Raw genomic sequence first — 16,867 nt, 5'->3', positions numbered from 1 at the left:
CAAGGGTCGAAGATCGCGCAGCGACGCCGAAGGCGCCCTTGACCCACACCACCGCGACCAGCACCATCAAGCAGCCCGGAGACCGCGCCACCACATTCCTTTCGCGCACACCAGACGAGCGGCGGGACGGCAGTTCGCGCCCCGCCGGAGGCGGCGACAGGTCAGCCGCCGCGGAGCGGTGTCGTTTCGCGCGGCACGACACCCCTGTCGCGCAAACCAGCCGAGAGCGTGACAACAGTTCGCGCCCCGCCAAGTCAGCCGCCGCGGAGCGGTGTCCGGTCGATGCGGACATCCGGCTCGAGAGGTGGTGGCGGGGGTCAGGATGAGGGGCGGGGTGGGATTGGGAGGACGATGCGGACTCGGCTGACTTCGGCGAGGACTTCTTCGACGGCCTTTTCGCGGGAGGCTTTGCGGCCTCCTGCCAGCCAGCGGTCCCAGGCGTACTCCAGCGTGATCAACACGACGAGCGCGGTCAGGTCCGCGTCCTTGGCGCCGGCCTCGCGGTCCATCCGCTCGGCGATGGCTGCGCTCAGGTCGGCCCTGCCCTGCGCGATCAGGTCCCACAGCTTGGCGCGTGGGCCCGGCGCGTTGTCGATCACCCGGCGGACAGCGGCGAGCCGGTCGGCATCGTCGCCCTGGAGGAGGGTCAGCTCGAGCATGATCGCGCCGAGCGCTTCGTCCAACGGCTCGTCGCGAGGGCGGGCGCGTAACGCGTCACCGAGCTCGAGGAACCCGCGCATCGGCTCGAGCGCGATGACGTCCTTGCTCGGGAAGTACCGGTAGAGCGTCGTCGAGCCCACTTCGGCCTGCTCCGCGATCTGCTCCATCGTCGTCTCGTCGAACCCCTTCCCGACGAACAGATCGGTCGCGACCTCGACGATGCGCCGGCGCGTCCGTTCGGCCTTGAGCTCTCGCAACCCCATGGGCTGATTCTAGCTTCATTCCCACTCGGGCTTGTCAACCTAATGGGTATCATCACATTATGGGGCTCATACCCGAATTCACCCTCGGGGGCCGAGGGAGGCTTCATGCCCGGAACCACGCACGACCCGGTCACCGCAACGATCACGTCGGCGACCGATCCTCCGACACCCCTGCCCCGTCTGATCGGCGCGATCCTGGCCTCTCAGATCGGGGCCCTGACCGGCCTGCTGACGCCGCTCACCCTGCTGCTCACCCTGCAACTGACCCGGATCTCGGGCGATGGCGCGGCCGCTGCCTTCGGTCTGGTCAGCGGGCTGGGTGCCTTGTTCGCGCTCTTCGCCAACCCGCTCGCCGGGCGGATCAGCGACCGCACGAGCGCGCGGTTCGGCCGTCGCCGGACCTGGATCCTGACCGGTGGAATCAGCGGCGCGCTCGTGCTCTTCGCGCTGGCCTTCACCACCGAGGTCTGGCAGGTCGCGGCCGTCTGGTGCGCGGTCCAGACGCTCTTCAACTTCCAGCAGGCGGCAACGAGTGCGCTCCTTGCCGACCAGGTCCCGGTCAACCGCCGCGGGACCGTCTCCGGCCTGATCGGTGCGGCGACGCTGTCCATCCCAGTTGCGCTCGCAATCGTCAGCGCGATCTCGGTCCCGGCCTTCCAATGGGCCGCGGTCGCCACCGGCTCGGCAATCCTCGCCGTGGTCGCAACGGTCCTGATCCGCGACCCACAACCCTCCGGTGCGGCAACGCGCCCACGGCTCGGCCTCGTCGAGTTGCTGAAATCGTTCTGGCTCAACCCGCGACGACACCCGGCCTTCGGCTGGGCCTGGGTGGTGCGCTTCCTGCTGACCTGCGGATTCGCGTCCGGGACCTACAACGCATTCCTGCTGATGGACCGCTTCGGGTTCTCCAGCGATGACGTCGGTGCGCAGATCTCCCTGCTGTCCCTGGTGAGCATCGGGTTGCTCGGCACCGCCGCCATCGCCGGCGGTCTCCTCTCCGACCGCTTCGGCCGGCAGAAACCTTTCGTCATCCTCGGCGGCGTGCTGGCTGCCGCCGGCCTGTGCGTACTGGCGCTCGCCCCGACGTTGACCGTGGTCTACCTCGCGACCATCGTCCTCGGCCTGGGCAGCGGAATCTTCCTCGCGGTCGACACCGCGCTGTGCGTCCGGATGCTGCCCGCCGGCGAGAACGCGGCCAAGGACCTCGCGATCATCAACATGGCCAACACGTTGCCGCAGTCGGTGGTGCCCTTCATCGCGCCGTTCCTCCTCCACCTCGGCGGGTTCACCGCCCTCTATCTCACTCTGGCCGGCTTCTGCGTCCTCGGCGCAGCCACGGTCTTGCGACTCCCCGAGCTCGGTCGCGAAGGCGATCCGCGCTGGGCGCTCATCACCAAATACTGAATCCACGACAAAGGAGACCTGACCATGCCCTCTGCGCTGTCCGTATCGACCTACAGCCTTCGAGAGCAGTTCGGCCCGCTGACGTTCGACTTCACCGGTCCCGACGGCAACGACGTCCACTTCGAGCTTCCTTATCCGAAGCTGCTCGACCTCGGCGACTTCCCGAAGCGTGCCGGCGACGAGTTCGGCGTACAGGCCATCGAGACGGTGGCCTTCCAGTTCGCCGGCCCGGACGATCCGGAGCTCGACACGTTCGCCGCGGCCCTGGTGTCCAGCGGCGTACGACTCCTGAACGTCGCGATCGACGCCGGCGACCTCCTCCAGAGCGACCCCGAGCTGCGGGCCGCGGATGTTGCCTTGATCAAGCAGTGGATCGACCGGTTCGCTGCGATGGGTTCGACCTTCGTCCGGGTGAATCCGGGATCGCCGTTCAGCGCGCACAACGACGGCAGCGCCCCGCCTTCGTACCTCGTAGCCGCACTCGCCGAGCTCGGCGCGTACGCGCGCGACAAGGGGTCCAGGCTGCTCGTGGAAAACCATGGCGGACCGAGCAGCGACCCCACCTGGATGAACGCGTTGCTGGATGCGGTCGGCCGGGACAACCTCGGTCTGCTCCTGGACCTGGGCAACTTCGACGTCCTGACCAAGCCGGTCTTGGCCGCGCTCTTCGGCGGCCAGGGCGGCAACCTGGCGCCGGTGCTCGAGTCGATCGACCTCACTCCCCTGTACGACGGTATCGACGCGCTCGCCGCCCGTGCCGAGCTCGTGCACGTCAAGGTCCACGAGGTCGACGAGGCGGGCACGATCCGCGCGGTCGACCTCGAACGCGCACTCGGAATCCTCAGCGCCCACGGGTACGACGGGCCGCTGACCGTCGAGTACGAAGGCAGTGGCGGTGACCCGTGGCAGAAGACCAGCCACATCGTCGACGTCACCCGTTCGCTGGCCGGGCGGTGACCATGACTGAGCAGGTCGACGTTCTCATCATCGGCTCCGGGCCCGCGGGGTCGACGTACGCACGAACCATCGGCGATGCCGTTCCGTCGGCGCGGATCCTGATGGTCGAGGTCGGACCGCAGCTGCCCGGTCCCCGCGGCGAACACACGATGAACATGAGCGAGGAAGCCCGGAAGGTGGCCCAGCTACTCACCCAGGGTCCCGAGGCCGGCGTCGTACGGTCGGAAGCCCTTGCCGACCTCGCCACCGAAGGGTTCGACCCGAGCCTCGAATTCCGGCAGACGATCCTGCCCGGACTGTTCTTCGTCGATCCACGACCTGAGCTCGCTGACGGTGAGGCCGGGCTGGTCGCCGCGAGCATGGCCAGCGGCGTCGGTGGCATGGGCATCCACTGGGGTACGTCGTCGCCCCGGCCACACCAGTCCGAACGGATCCCGTTCATTCCCGCCGACGAACTCGACGCCGCCTACGACCACGCCGAGAAGCTCCTCGGCGTCGTCGAGCGCCCAGTCCCCGGGACCGGGCTGGCCGAGGCGATCCGGCTGCAACTGGCCGACGAATTCGACGGCCCTGGCCTGACGCCGGTCGGGTTCATGCCGAGCGCGATCCAATGGGTCGACGGCCGCCCCCACTTCTCCGGTACGGGCGTGATTCTCGGCGATCTGGAGAGCACCGCCGAGGGGTTCGAGCTTCGACCCGAAACCCTCGCCCGCCGAGTCCTCGTCGAGGATGGCCTCGCCGTCGGGGTACTTCTGGAAGACCGCAAGACAGGCGCCGTGTACGAGGTGCGGGCGAAGCACGTCGTCGTCTGTGCCGATGGCCTGCGCACTCCGCAGGTGCTGTTCGCGTCCGGCGTACGTCCCGCGGCGCTCGGCCACTACCTCAACGAGCACTTCCAGGTCGGCGCCTTCGGCTACCTGAACGACGACTTCGACCCAGCCAACTTCAGTAGCGAGACCGGCAGCCTCGGCTACATTCTCGTTCCGTTCTCGGACGCTCGGCCGATGCAGGGCGGCGTGATCGCCATCGGCAATTCGCCGTACGCGTTCGGTCTGGCCGACGCAGCTCAGGCGGCCAGGTTCGCGGCCTTCGCGTGGTACGGCGCGAAGGACATCCAGTACCGCGACCGGGTCGAGTTCAGCGAGACCGAGGCCGACTTCTACGACATGCCGAAGCTGACCATCCACTACGCACACACCGACCAGGACCTCGTCAACATCAAGGAACTGAAGGCCAATACCCTCCGCAGCGCCAACCGCATCGGCACCCTGGCGGCCGAGCCCGAACTCGCGGCCGGCGGTTCGTCCCTGCACTACCAAGGCACGGTGCGCATGGGGGCCACCGACGACGGCGCCTCCGTCTGCGATCAGTACCTGCAGGTCTGGGGCGTCGGCAACCTCTACGTCGGCGGCAACGGCGTCATCCCCACCTCGACCGCGGCCAACCCCACCCTCACCACCGTCGCCCTGGCCTGGCGAGCAGCAACCCGGATCGCCACCCAACTCGCCGATCCCAGCTGAGTACCTGGATCTGAGCGCTGTGGCCCGGCCGCAGCGCTCAGACCCCCAGGCCTGCGGTGAAAGCGGTCAGGAGACTCTGGCCGAGGTGCCAGGCACCGAGGTTGCTGTCGGAGTTGATGTGGCCTTGCAGGCCGGTCGTGATGAGCGGAGTTCGCCATTCGGCCGCCATCCGGGCAGCGGCATCGACCGAGCAGTACGGGTCGTCCTCGCTGGCGACCAGTACGGCGGGAACGCCGATCGCCACCGGATCCGGTGCGAGGAAGGTCGCCAGGAGATCGGCAGGGAAGGTCTCCGCGCGCTGGTCAGGTGGTGCGACGAGGAACACGCCGCGCACGCGAGTGGACGTCGTACCGGTCAGCCATTCGGCGGCGGCGAAACATCCGAGGCTGTGGGCGACCAGCACCACCTCGTCGTCGGCGTCCTGCACGGAGCGTTCGATGGCTGACGTCCAGTCGTCCCGATCGGGGTGGGTCCAGGAAGCCGGCGCGATCCGCGTCGCGGCGGGCAGCCAGTCCGACGCCCAGATCGACTGCCAATGGTCGCCGTCGGAGCCGTTCCACCCGGGGACGATGATGTAGTGCATGAAGGAGGTCCTCCTCGCTCGAAGCAGCTGCCATCATGGCGGAATCACTCGCGGCGGTCGGGCGTTCCTGATGAAATCAAAGCAGGACGGGGTGGAGAGGATGGATCCATTGGACGAGATCGATCGGTTGATCCTGACGATCCTGCAGGAGGACGGCCGCATGAGCGGAGCGGACATCGGACGCCGGGTGAACCTGTCCCAGCCGGCGGTGTCGGCCCGGATCCAACGGCTGGAGCGAGCCGGGGTGATCAAGGGGTACACGGCCTTGATCGACCCCACGCTGGTCGGGCTGAACATTCATGCCATCGTCCGGCTCCGCACCACCCAGCCGAGAATTCCGGAAGCTCTCGAACTCTTCGACAAGCTCGACGAGGTCACGGCGACGTTCCGGCTGACCGGGGAGGACTGCTTCCTGCTCGACGTCCACGCCCGGGACGCCGCCGCCCTCGAACAGGTCGTCGACACGATCGGTCGACTCGGCCCGGTCAGCACCTCCTTGGTGCTGCACGACTATCCGACGAAGCCCTTGCCACTCCCCTGAGTCAGCGGAGTTCGAAACCCTGGGTCTGGAGGGCCGACCGGAGGTGCTCGCGGCCCTTCAGACCTGCGACGCTGCCGAAGCGATGGGCAACTCGGCTCACCCAACTGCTGGGCAGGCCGGCCGTTGCGTAGAAGGCGTTGAGTAGCTCCTCGTAGGTCTCGACGTGGGAGGCCTGAGGCTCGAGGTCGTAGCGCTCGTGATGCAGCACGGCCGCTTGCGGGAGCCGAGGTTTGACGGCAGTGTCGTCCAGGCGATCGGGGTGACCAACGGTCAGGCCGAAGACCGGGAACACGTTGGCCGGCAGGCCGAGCTCCGCCGCAACCTCCAGCGGACGGTTCCGGATTGCCCCGACGAACACTGTGCCCAGCCCGAGCGACTCCGCCGCCAGCGACGCGTTCTGCGCCGCCAAGGCGACATCGATGAACGACAACAGCGCGGCCTCGACGAAGTCAGCACCCTCAGCGGTCGCCGCACCGATCTCCGTCGTCACCTGACGAGCCCGCGCGAGATCCGCCAGCCAGACCAGCAGCAACGGCGCCTCGACGATGAACTGCTGATCACCGGCGAGCTGCGCAAGCCGGGCGCGGCGCCCGTCGTCCCGCACCGCGACCACGCTCCACAGCTGCAGGTTCCCCGAGGTCGGCGCCGACTGTGCGGCGGCGATCAGCGCCGCCAACGTCTCCTCGGACACAGGGTCCGGACGGTAGCTACGCACGGACCGATGAGCCAACTGCCGCGCGAGCACCTCACTCCACTCGGCCGGTACGCCGAACGACGCCTCAGCTCCATAGCGCAACCGGTACGACGCCTCTGGGGATGCAGTCACAGAATCAATCCTGACCTATGTCCACCAACCCACCAGACATTGTCCGCCATCCGATCAGGAGACCGTGAGCGCGCACCTCCGGTAGTTGTTGCATCGTTGGAGAACGGGACCGAGAATCGGCGTACGGTCGCCCTCCACGTCCGCGATATACCGCCCTGTACCGGTTAGGAGTGACGTGAGAGTTTCGTATCTTGCGCTTGTGGCTGCGGTTCTTGTCCCGTTGTCGGTGGGACAGGCCTCGGCCGGATCACCACCTACTACCTCCCCAGCAGTTGCCGAGAGCGTGAACCTGGCGCTGTTGCCAGGTGCGGTCGCGTCGGCCAAGTCCCAGCGGATGACGGCACCGGCGCTGACGTACGCGCCGGCCAACGCCATCGATGTGTTCGTGCACAACGGCTGGACCTCGAACTATGCATCGGTCGGCAGCGGATACGATCCGACGCAGGACTGGTTCCAGGTCAAGCTGGCAACGCCCTCGCCGGTGTACCAGGTGTTCACGCAGTGGACGGCTCCGGCCAAGCCGAGCAAGTACGACCTGCAGGTCTCCACCGACGCCGATTGCCAGACCTGGTCGACGGTCACCCAGGTGGTGAGTCCGAGCGACAAGGATTCCCAGGTGATCGACCGCAAGGACCCGATCTGGTGTGTCCGGATGCAGGCCGACGCGACGACGTCGACCATCGGGTACACGATCAACGAGTTCGAGATCTGGTCCGGCCCGAAACCGGCGCCGACAGTGGGACAGATCATTCCGGTCCCGGTGCAGCAGACGCCCGGCACCGGGCAGCCGTGGCAGCTCACGGCCAAGTCCCGCATCGTTGTCTCCAGCGATGCCCTCACCGCCACCGCCGAGAGCCTGGCCGGCAATCTGCGGCCCGCCACCGGATTCGTCCTCCCGGTGGTGACAGGCTCGGCGACGGCGTCCGACATCGCGCTCAGCACGGGATCGGTTCCCGGCCTGCCGGCCGACAAGGCAGCCGAGGGCTATTCGCTCACGGTGTCGAGCGCGGGCGCGAAGCTCGTCGCCCCGCAGGCACACGGTCTCTTTAACGGATTCATGAGCCTCCGGCAACTGTTGCCAGCAGCAATCAATTCGCCGACGACCGGCACCGGTCCGTGGACGGTCCAACCGATCTCGGTGCTGGACTACCCGCGCTACGAACATCGCGGTCTTCAGCTCGACCCGGCTCGCAACTTCCTGTCCGTGGCCGAGGTCAGGTCGATGATCGACCAGCTCGCCGCGTTGAAGGGCGACCAACTGCATCTGCACCTGAGCGACGGGCAGTCCTGGCGCCTGGAGATCAAGGGTTACCCGGCTCTCGACGGCACCGGCTGCAACGGCGCGGCCTGCATCGCGGGCTTCTACACGCAGGAGGACTTCAAGGGTCTGGTCAAGTACGCCGCCGACCGCTTCATCCAGATCGTCCCGGAGCTGGAAGGCCCCGCTCACGCCAACGCGGCCGTCAAGGCTCTGGGTGGCGTGGCGGTCGTGGGTTGCCAGGGTCAGACCCAGGTCGACCGGTTCTGCACCAACCCGAACGACCCCGCGAGTGAGCGCGCTCTCGCCTTCTGGCGGGACGCGATCGCCCAGCTCGGCGCGATCTCGCCCTCGCCGATCATCCACATCGGCGGCGACGAAGCCATCGGCATGCCCCACGAGGACTACAAGTGGTGGATCGGCCAGATGGAGAAGATCGTCAACGACAACGGCAAGCGCCTGATGGGCTGGAACCCCGCGCTCGAGGGATACGCGCCGGGCTCGACCTCCATCAACCACTACTGGTCGGACTACACCGGCGGTGGACCGCCGCTGATCAAACCCGAGTGGTTCAACCAGGGCCGTGACGTCATCACGACGCCGGAGTGGAACGCCTACCTCGACTTCGGGTACGACGGCTCCCCCGGCCGCACCCCGCGGACCGAGCTCGACAAGGCCTATGCGTGGGACCCGGAGTGGGTCTACGAGAAATACCGTTCCGTCTGGGCGCAACCGGCGTACGGCGGACCGAAGGCCGAGGACATCATCGGCATCGAGGCGCCGATCTGGGGCGAGCAGATGCGCGGCCTGGCCACGAACGAGTTCATGGTCTTCCCCCGGCTGGCCGGAATCCTGGAGAAGGCCTGGTCTCCGAAGGTGCTGACGCAGGACTACGACGCGTACCGTCAACGGCTGAGCGTCGCCGGGGCCCGGTGGGCGTTCGCGAATGTCAACTACGGTTCCATCGCCCAGGTCAGCTGGACGCCGGAGTCGATGGGCACCGTCACCCGCTTCGGGGTGGACCGGACCGTGACCAACGCACCGCTGGGGCGGCTGACCGCCGGCTCGATCCCGACCGGTGAGTTCACGGCCACCATCGATTGGGGCGACGGATCCCCGACCGAGGCCGCCACCATCGCAGCACGCGACTACGTGGCGAGCCAACGTCAGGGCCGCAGCCTGATGACCGTCAGCGGGAGCCACACCTTCCCGGCCGACGGCGTGTACAACGGCAGCGTCACGTACACGCGTCAAGGCCAGACCTGGGTCGTGCCGTTCCAGGCGACCGGCGTTCCGGCATGCACGACGATGCTCAGCGGGACGCATTCAGGTCCGATGAGCGTGGCCTCGGGCGTCGCGTGCTTCGACGGCGCAACGGTCTCCGGACCCATCAACATCGCGCCAGGCGCCAGCCTGTACGCATCCGGGTCCGACCTCCGCGGTCCGGTGTCGGCCTCCGGCGCAGGCAACGTCCTGCTCTGCGGTACGGCGGTCTCCGGGCCGGTCAGCGTCTCCGGCAAGAGCCGCGTCTGGCTCGGTAACCCCGGCGGCGACTGTGCGCCGACGACGATCAGAGGACCGGTTTCCCTGCAGAACAACACCGGCTCGACGATCGTGTCCGGCAACCGCATCAGCGGACCGTTGGCCTGCGCGGGCAACTCCCCCGCGCCGACCAACGCGGGCCGGCCCAACGCCGTGTCCGGCCCGAAGTCAGGGCAGTGCGCGAAGCTCTGAACCAGTAACCACGGCGGCCCTGCGCACTCTCGGCAGGGCCGCCGTGGTTTGTCAGTAGGTCTTGTAGTAGATCAGCTCGCCCGACTCGCCGGATCCCGCGCCTTCGCCGGGGATAAACAGAGTGACCAGCAGGGCCGGCTGGCCGTTGGGGGCTTTCAGGTTGGTGATGGTCGGATTGGCGAACGCCGTACTGCCTGCGTCGGTGCGGATCGTCGTACGGTCGGCGTTGCCGGTCTGGTAGTCGTAGACGAAGGTCCGCCAGGAGCCGAAGTCGCCCTTGGTGTACTGCCCCTCGATCAGACCGAAGCTGTAGCCGCGGAAGCTCGCCTGGTCACGGTCGCCGATGTTGCCGTTGACGCCCCAGTACAGGAGCGCGTTGTCGAAGTTCGGTTGGGCGCTGGTCGACCAGGAATTGAAGTTCGTGAGGGTGCCGCGTTGCTGGCGGTCGCGGTCGCAGTTCCACCAGTAGTGGCCGCCGATGTCGATCCTCGAGTGGTCGATGTCGGGTGACAACGTGACGCTGTAGATGTTCGGCGTACCTTCCGCGCACGATGAGAGGCGCCGGGGTGCGTCGTACGAGCGGCTGACCGTGCCGGCGAGGAGATCCGCGCGACTCGCGAAGTACCGAACGGCCAGGTGGTTGTTACCACCACCGGGCTGCTCCTGCTCCCACGCGAGCACGAATCCCCCGTTCGACGCCTGGACGATCGTCGGCTGCGATGCCGGCCCGGTGTTGCTCCCCGCCAACTCGCGAACCCAGTGCCAGTTGAGCAGATCCGTCGAGGTCGCGAGGTTGACCCGGAAGTGCCCGTCGCCCGCCAGGTGATGCGAGACCGCGAGATACCCACCGGTCGAGTCCTGGATGACCTTCACCGTGTCCATCACATGACCGGCGTCGTCCTTCACGCCGTACCGCTTACCAGTAGCACCGACAACATTCTCGACGATCCCGCGGAGCTCGGCTCGCGCCGGATCCGAGGCGGCCGTCGTCGACGCCTGCGCGGGCGCAACCGTGGCGGTCAGCAGGGTCGTGATCAGCAGAACAGGAAGAATTCTGAGCATGGGCGGCTTCTCTCCCGAGGAATTGCTGTTGTTCTCAGTTGGTGGGTAGGGCGTTGAGGACGGTGGCGAGGGTGTGTGGGTCTCGGCGGGCGATGTTGTGGCCGACTGGGATCTCGTGGAAGGTCCAGTTGGGGTCGTTGCGTAGGCGTTCAGTCAGGGAGAGGAACGGGGTGCCGGGCCAGGGGCCGCCGCTGATGTAGGTGCGGGCAAACGTGTGGGTGGGGTTGTCTTTGAGCCTGACCGACTGGACGAAGCTCGGGAGCGGATGCGGTCGGGCGCGCGGGTCGAGTCCCTCGGGGACTGCGACCCATCGGCCGTCGCCGCGGACGCCGGCGATGAAGGCCTCGCGGAAACTGTCGCTGGTCAGAGACCAACAGGAGTCGCCGTCGTCGGGAACGTAGGCGTCGATGAAAACGAGGTGATCCAGGCGGTCGCCGAGCCGGTCCGCGACGCCGGCGATGACCAGCCCGGCGTAGCTGTGCCCGCAGAGCGCGAGCGGCGTCTCATCGTTGCGGTCGACGAGCTCGGCGACCTGGTCGATATGGGTGTCGAGGTTCGGCGGGCGGTCCGGATCGGGTCGGCCGTCCTGCTCCAGCCCGGCCAGGGTCACTGCCTCGACCTCGTGTCCGGCGTCGCGGAGCTCGGCGGCCACCGCGTCGAACACCCAGCCGCCTTGCCATCCACCCGGCACCATCACGAACTTCACTGCGTCATCGTAGAGCGGCAGGGGTTCGCGGCTGGGGTTCGCGGCGGCGTCCCGAAAGGGCAGAAGTCGAAGCGACGTCTTGACTTCGGAGTACCTGCGATTTACCCAAGAAGCAGGGGGCAGGGGTGAACTGCGCATTTCCCGTTCAGGGTGTTGCGGCGCAGAGCAGAAACTTCACCGTCGACCACTCAGACGTTTGTTTGACGGCGTCGGGGGGCGATTTTGTCATGCGCCGGAAACGTGAACCAGGAGAACGATCGAAAAGGGGTGGACGCAGGTGAACGGGCATCACGACGAAGAACTCGATCCGGAGCCGAACGCGCTCGAGTTGGACGACTTCCCGGAGGCCGTCATCTTCGACGACGAGTCGCCGCAGGGTGCGGATCTGATGGCCGACGAGGTCGCGGGGGTGCTGGCCAGTCAGGCCGACCCGGGCACGCCGGACGCGGACGCGGAGGTGGGCTGACATGTCGAAGCTGCTGCAGATCGGCATCTCGTTCGCGGACGAGCTGTCCGACGGAATCGGGCACGTCGCCTGCACCTTGGCGGGCGTCAACTACGAGTGCAGGGGCGGGAAAGGCTGCCTGAAGGGTTCGGCCGCGCGTGGTGCGGCCAACGGCCTCTTCAAGCACCACTACTATCGCCTGCTGAATGACATGCAAGCCAAGCGCGGCAAGGACTATGCGGACGCTTGTAATGGGCAACCATATGTCTGGGGCGGCATGCCGACCCATCACATGGGCGGTGACTGCTCGGGCTTTATGTCCGGCATCATCTGCGCGGCGACCGGGGTCGACCCGCAGAAAAGGCTCTTTGCGACCGGCAACTGGCTCAACGTTTTCAAGGATCTCGGCTTCAAGGAAGGGCTTACCCCTCCGGCCGGCCTGACCATTGACGTGTCGAACCTGCTCGACGACATCAAGGCCGGCCACAAGACCGCGCAGATCGTCGCCATCCAGAAGGCACTCAACCGACAGGTCGGCAGCCACCTCGCCGGCGTGGGCATCTACGGACCCGATACCAAGCTGGCGATGTCGGCCTGGCAGCACAAGCTCAATCTGAAGGGCGACGTCGGCCACCCCGGAACTGACGCCGATGGGCTGCCCGGCCCCTTCTCCCTGCAGAAGCTCGGCTTCCGGACCGTGGATTGACGCCGAAGGAGCGACGGTGCGCGAAGTGCGCACCGTCGCTCCACGCGATCGGCTGCCTGCGGATCGACCGCCAAGCCGGAGCACCGGATTGTCGCTAGGCTGCACTTCGTGACCGCGGGATTCGACGGGTGGCCGAGCGCGGGGTTCGACGTGCTGCTGCAGCTCGAAGGCGTGCCCTCGCTCGAGGTGAGGGCGCAGTGTCGGCAAGGCCGCGAGGACTTTGTTCGCCAGCCGATGGTCGACCTGCTGACCACACTTGCCGAGGCAGATCCGGCGTACGAGGACTTTGCGGTCTGGCGCTACGGCGGGGTGTCGTTGGAGGCTTGGCAGCGGCAGGGTGCGATCGTCCGGCTGGCTCGGAACATCGAGCTGGGGATCGGCTTCGATCTCGACGGCCTCGAGGTCAAGGTGGCGTGGTGGTATCCGCCGCCGGACCAGATCGAGCGGTACCGAGCCGCCGTCGCGGATCCCGGTTCCGGGCCGCGACTGGTGGCCATCCTGCGGAAGCTCGAGCGGGACGGCTTCGCCATCTCGGGTGATCTGCTGAAGCGTCCGCTGCGGGGGTATCCCGCCGACCATCCGCGGGCGCAGCTGCTACGTCACAGGACAATCATCGCGACCCGGCACCTCGGCTGTGAGGAGTGGATCCACACCGCCGCGGCCGCGGATCAGGTCCAGGCCGCGTTCACCCAACTGCGGCCATTGGCCGACTGGTTGATGAAGAATGTGTCGTGGCTGCGACCGTGACGTCACGTGCCTGACGGACCTGGTTAGGGTTTGGGCATGGGTAGCAGCGTCTACGTCGCCTCGGTGGAAGGGTTCACCGGGAAGTCGACCGTAGCTCTCGGAGTGCTCCACCAACTGTCCCGGCGGGTTGGACGGCTGGCGGTGTTCCGGCCGATCGTCCGTGCGGATACCGCGACCCACGGCGGTCATGACTACGTCCTCGATCTCCTCATCTCCCAGGACTCCGTCGCGCAGTCGTACGACGAGGGCGTCGGCGTCACGTACGACGAACTCCACCAGGACCCCGATGCCGCCTTGGACGTGATCGTGCGGCGCTATCACGCGCTCGCCGAGCAGGCGGATTCCGTGGTGGTCGTGGGCAGCGACTACACCGACGTCGGCACGCCGACCGAGTTCTCCTACAACGCCAAGATCGCCGCGAATCTCGGCGTACCCGTCCTGCTGGTCCTGAACGGGTTCGAGCGAACGCCGAACGACGTGCGCGCGATCGCCGACATGGCGACGGCCGAGCTGGCCGCGAACCACGGCTCGCTGTCCGCGCTGGTCGTCAACCGCGTCGGCAAGGGTGAGTCGGACGCATTCGTCGCTGCCTTGGACGGCCTGGGTGCGCCGGCGTTCGCGATCCCGGAGGAACCCCTGCTCGGCCAGCCCTCGGTCGCCGACCTGCTGAAGCCGGTCGAGGGCCGCGTGCTCAGTGGCGACCCGCAACTGCTGGCCCGGGAGGTCAGCGGGCTGATGATCGCCGGGATGACCATGCCGAACGTGCTGGACCGGTTGTTCGAGGGCGCCGCGGTCGTCACCGCCGGCGATCGGCCGGAGGTCGTGCTCGGCGTGCTGATGGCGCACGCGTCGAGGACGTTCCCGCAGATCTCGACCATCGTGCTCAACGGCGGCTTCGCGCTGCCGGAGCAGGTGCAACGCCTGATCGAAGGACTGGGCGTCACCTTGCCGATCCTCGAGACCGGCTTGGACACCCAAGCCACTTCAGCCGCGCTGACAGCCGTCCGGGGCCGGCTGACGAAGGACTCGCCGCGCAAGGTCGACACCGCGCTGGCGCTCTTCGATCAGAACGTCGACGGCCAGGCGCTCCTGGACCAACTCGCGGTGGCCCGCAGCAGCGCGGTGACACCGCTGATGTTCGAGCACCAACTCCTCGACCAAGCCGTTGCCGACCGCAAGCACATCGTTCTGCCGGAGGGCGACGAGGACCGGATCCTGCGGTCGGCCGACGTACTCCTGCGTCGCGGCGTCGCCGAGCTGACCCTGCTCGGCGATCCGATCGCAATCAGCGCGAAGGCGGCGGCCCTCGGCGTCGACGTCTCCGCGGCCCGCGTCGTCAACCCGGAGAGCAGCGACCTGGCCGAACAGTTCGCGGCCGAGTACCACCGGCTGCGCCAGCACCGCGGGGTGGATCTCGAGCGTGCCCGCGAGGTCGTCCGGGACGTGTCGTACTTCGGCACGATGATGGTCCAGCTCGGGCTGGCCGACGGAATGGTGTCGGGCTCGGTGCACACCACGGCACACACGATTCGGCCGGCGCTCGAGGTGGTCAAGACCGTGCCGGGCGTCTCCGTCGTCTCGTCGGTCTTCTTCATGTGTCTGGACAACCAGGTCCTCGTGTACGGCGACTGCGCCGTCAACCCCGACCCGACTGCCGAGCAACTCGCCGACATCGCGATCTCGTCGGCCGCCACGGCAGTTGCCTTCGGCATCGAACCGCGGATCGCGATGCTGTCCTACTCAACCGGCGCCTCGGGCACCGGCACCGATGTCGAAAAGGTGTTCAAGGCAACCACCATCGTCCGGGAACGAGAACCGAACCTCCTCGTCGAGGGGCCGATCCAGTACGACGCCGCCATCGACGCGGCCGTGGCCACGACGAAACTGCCGGACTCCCCCGTCGCCGGACGCGCCACCGTGTTCATCTTCCCCGACCTCAATACCGGCAACAACACCTACAAGGCCGTGCAGCGCTCGGCCGGCGCGGTCGCCGTCGGCCCTGTCCTGCAAGGGCTGCGCAAGCCGGTCAACGACCTGTCTCGTGGAGCCACCGTCCGCGACATCGTCAACACGGTCGCGATCACCGCGATCCAGGCCCAGCGGTTGGAGACTCCCCGATGACCGATCACGTCCTGGTGATCAATGCCGGATCGTCGTCCCTCAAGTACAGCCTCGTCGACCCCGTGACGGGAGTGTCCGCTGCCACCGGGCTGGTCGAACGGATCGGTGAGCATGAGAGCCACCACCTGCATCGTGGCCCGGGCGGCGAGGTCGACAGCGACAAGCCGATCGCGACCCACGAGGATGCGCTGCGCGCCGCGATGGACGCGTTCGAGACCCACGGTCCGGCGCTCGACGAGGCCGGGATCGTTGCCGTCGGCCACCGTGTCGTCCACGGTGGCACCCGGTTCACCGAGCCGACGCTCATCGACGACGAGCTGATCGCCGCGGTGACCGAGCTGATCCCGCTGGCCCCGCTGCACAACCCCGCGAACCTCGAAGGCATCGAGGTCGCCCGGCGGCTCTTCCCGAACCTGCCGCACGTCGCCGTCTTCGACACCGCGTTCCACCAGACGCTTCCGCCGTACGCCTACACCTACGCGGTCCCGAACGAGTGGCTGACCGATCATGGCGTCCGGCGCTACGGCTTTCACGGTACGTCGCACTCGTTCGTCTCCGGTCAGGCCGCCCGGCTCCTCGGTCGCGAGCCGAACGAGGTCAACCTGATCGTGCTGCATCTGGGCAACGGCTGCTCGGCAACCGCCGTACGACGTGGCGAGTCGGTCGACACGTCCATGGGTCTGACTCCGCTGGAGGGGCTGGTGATGGGCACCCGGTCCGGCGACCTGGACCCGGCCGTCCACGGCTATCTGGCGCGCGAAGCCGGGTGGTCGATCGAGGAGATCGACCACGCGCTGAACTCCGATTCGGGCCTGAAGGGCCTGACCGGCGAGAACGACTTCCGCGAGGTGCTGACTCGCCGCGCGGCCGGCGACGAACAGGCGCAACTCGCGTTCGACATCTACTGCCACCGCGTCAAGAAGTACATCGGCGCCTACTACGCCGTACTGGGCGCGGTAGACGCCATCGTCTTCACCGCGGGGGTCGGACAACACTCGGCGGAGGTCCGTGCCGCCGCCCTCGAGAACCTGGCGCCCCTCGGCATCCACCTCGACGACCCCCGCAACACCACCGTCCCCCCAACCGGCGGCTTCATCTCCACCGACGACAGCCCGGTCGCGGTTCTCGTCGTACCCACAAACGAGGAATGGCACATCGCCCAACTGACCACCACCCTCCTCACACCCAACCCGTAACACAGAGGGTTATTCAGGACCCAGAGAAGAAGAGCAAAGAAAAGAAAAAAGCAGGGACAGAAAAGATAAAGTGGCTGGGTGCCTGGCGGGCTCGGTGCGCAGGTGCTGCCACTCTGTCTCTTCTTTATCTGTTCCTTA

Annotated in this window: 15 protein-coding genes; 10 read left to right on the top strand and 5 right to left on the bottom strand. The window is 67.4% G+C overall.

Annotated elements, in window-relative coordinates; all coding sequences use genetic code 11:
* Positions 1 to 317: 317 nt before the first annotated feature.
* Complete coding sequence (locus ACWF4Z_RS34275; RefSeq protein ID WP_452247359.1) at positions 318 to 923, bottom strand: TetR/AcrR family transcriptional regulator; 606 nt, start codon at positions 921 to 923, stop codon at positions 318 to 320.
* Between the two features lie 105 nt (positions 924 to 1,028).
* Between ACWF4Z_RS34275 and ACWF4Z_RS34270 the strand changes: the two genes are divergently transcribed.
* The 3 genes from ACWF4Z_RS34270 to ACWF4Z_RS34260 are packed head-to-tail and all read left to right on the top strand — an operon-like array spanning position 1,029 to position 4,804.
* A complete protein-coding gene (locus tag ACWF4Z_RS34270) occupies positions 1,029 to 2,327 on the top strand; it encodes an MFS transporter (protein WP_452247358.1) in 1,299 nt (432 codons plus the stop codon).
* A 24-nt stretch (positions 2,328 to 2,351) separates the two neighbouring features.
* Complete coding sequence (locus tag ACWF4Z_RS34265) at positions 2,352 to 3,284, top strand: sugar phosphate isomerase/epimerase family protein (RefSeq protein ID WP_452247357.1); 933 nt, start codon at positions 2,352 to 2,354, stop codon at positions 3,282 to 3,284.
* Between the two features lie 2 nt (positions 3,285 to 3,286).
* A complete protein-coding gene (locus ACWF4Z_RS34260; RefSeq protein ID WP_452247356.1) occupies positions 3,287 to 4,804 on the top strand; it encodes a GMC oxidoreductase in 1,518 nt (505 codons plus the stop codon).
* A 37-nt stretch (positions 4,805 to 4,841) separates the two neighbouring features.
* On the opposite strand, the gene ACWF4Z_RS34255 is transcribed toward ACWF4Z_RS34260, so the two are convergent.
* A complete protein-coding gene (locus ACWF4Z_RS34255) occupies positions 4,842 to 5,387 on the bottom strand; it encodes an RBBP9/YdeN family alpha/beta hydrolase (protein ID WP_452247355.1) in 546 nt (181 codons plus the stop codon).
* Positions 5,388 to 5,487: 100 nt separating this feature from the next.
* Here ACWF4Z_RS34255 and ACWF4Z_RS34250 point away from each other — a divergent pair, with 100 nt between their 5' ends.
* Positions 5,488 to 5,928 carry an Lrp/AsnC family transcriptional regulator gene (locus tag ACWF4Z_RS34250; protein ID WP_452247354.1) on the top strand — a complete coding sequence of 147 codons (441 nt, stop codon included), beginning with the start codon at positions 5,488 to 5,490 and terminating at the stop codon, positions 5,926 to 5,928.
* Position 5,929: 1 nt separating this feature from the next.
* Here ACWF4Z_RS34250 and ACWF4Z_RS34245 read toward each other — a convergent pair whose 3' ends face one another.
* Positions 5,930 to 6,754: an NADPH-dependent oxidoreductase gene (locus ACWF4Z_RS34245; RefSeq protein ID WP_452247353.1), complete on the bottom strand. Its 825-nt coding sequence runs from the start codon at positions 6,752 to 6,754 to the stop codon at positions 5,930 to 5,932.
* Between the two features lie 199 nt (positions 6,755 to 6,953).
* Here ACWF4Z_RS34245 and ACWF4Z_RS34240 point away from each other — a divergent pair, with 199 nt between their 5' ends.
* A complete protein-coding gene (locus ACWF4Z_RS34240; RefSeq protein ID WP_452247352.1) occupies positions 6,954 to 9,746 on the top strand; it encodes a family 20 glycosylhydrolase in 2,793 nt (930 codons plus the stop codon).
* Between the two features lie 51 nt (positions 9,747 to 9,797).
* On the opposite strand, the gene ACWF4Z_RS34235 is transcribed toward ACWF4Z_RS34240, so the two are convergent.
* Together ACWF4Z_RS34235 and ACWF4Z_RS34230 are read right to left on the bottom strand one after the other, a co-directional pair.
* Complete coding sequence (locus tag ACWF4Z_RS34235; protein WP_452247351.1) at positions 9,798 to 10,808, bottom strand: hypothetical protein; 1,011 nt, start codon at positions 10,806 to 10,808, stop codon at positions 9,798 to 9,800.
* A 34-nt stretch (positions 10,809 to 10,842) separates the two neighbouring features.
* Positions 10,843 to 11,514 (bottom strand): alpha/beta fold hydrolase, encoded by a 672-nt coding sequence (locus ACWF4Z_RS34230; RefSeq protein ID WP_452247350.1) that lies wholly within the window; start codon positions 11,512 to 11,514, stop codon positions 10,843 to 10,845.
* Between the two features lie 277 nt (positions 11,515 to 11,791).
* On the opposite strand from ACWF4Z_RS34230, the gene ACWF4Z_RS34225 reads away from it, so the two are divergent.
* The 5 genes from ACWF4Z_RS34225 to ACWF4Z_RS34205 all read left to right on the top strand — a co-directional run bounded on the left by ACWF4Z_RS34225 (position 11,792) and on the right by ACWF4Z_RS34205 (position 16,729).
* Positions 11,792 to 11,980, top strand: coding sequence for a hypothetical protein (locus ACWF4Z_RS34225; protein ID WP_452247349.1), 189 nt, complete (start codon positions 11,792 to 11,794; stop codon positions 11,978 to 11,980).
* A gap of 1 nt (position 11,981) precedes the next feature.
* Positions 11,982 to 12,665, top strand: a complete 684-nt coding sequence (locus tag ACWF4Z_RS34220) for a C40 family peptidase (RefSeq protein WP_452247348.1) — start codon at positions 11,982 to 11,984, stop codon at positions 12,663 to 12,665.
* Between the two features lie 108 nt (positions 12,666 to 12,773).
* The gene (locus tag ACWF4Z_RS34215) at positions 12,774 to 13,412 is read left to right on the top strand and encodes a DUF2461 family protein (protein WP_452247347.1); all 639 of its coding nucleotides are present in this window, start codon (positions 12,774 to 12,776) and stop codon (positions 13,410 to 13,412) included.
* A 36-nt stretch (positions 13,413 to 13,448) separates the two neighbouring features.
* The gene (gene pta / locus ACWF4Z_RS34210) at positions 13,449 to 15,533 is read left to right on the top strand and encodes a phosphate acetyltransferase (protein WP_452247346.1); all 2,085 of its coding nucleotides are present in this window, start codon (positions 13,449 to 13,451) and stop codon (positions 15,531 to 15,533) included.
* On the top strand, positions 15,530 to 16,729 hold the full coding sequence (locus tag ACWF4Z_RS34205; RefSeq protein WP_452247345.1) for an acetate/propionate family kinase: 1,200 nt from the start codon (positions 15,530 to 15,532) through the stop codon (positions 16,727 to 16,729). The genes pta and ACWF4Z_RS34205 overlap by 4 nt, the downstream gene beginning before the upstream one ends.
* The last annotated feature ends 138 nt before the right edge of the window (positions 16,730 to 16,867 follow it).

The organism is Kribbella sp. NPDC055071, assembly GCF_053608045.1.
The sequence above is the reverse complement of the archived record's forward strand: the minus strand, read 5'-3'. Positions and strand labels throughout refer to the sequence as shown.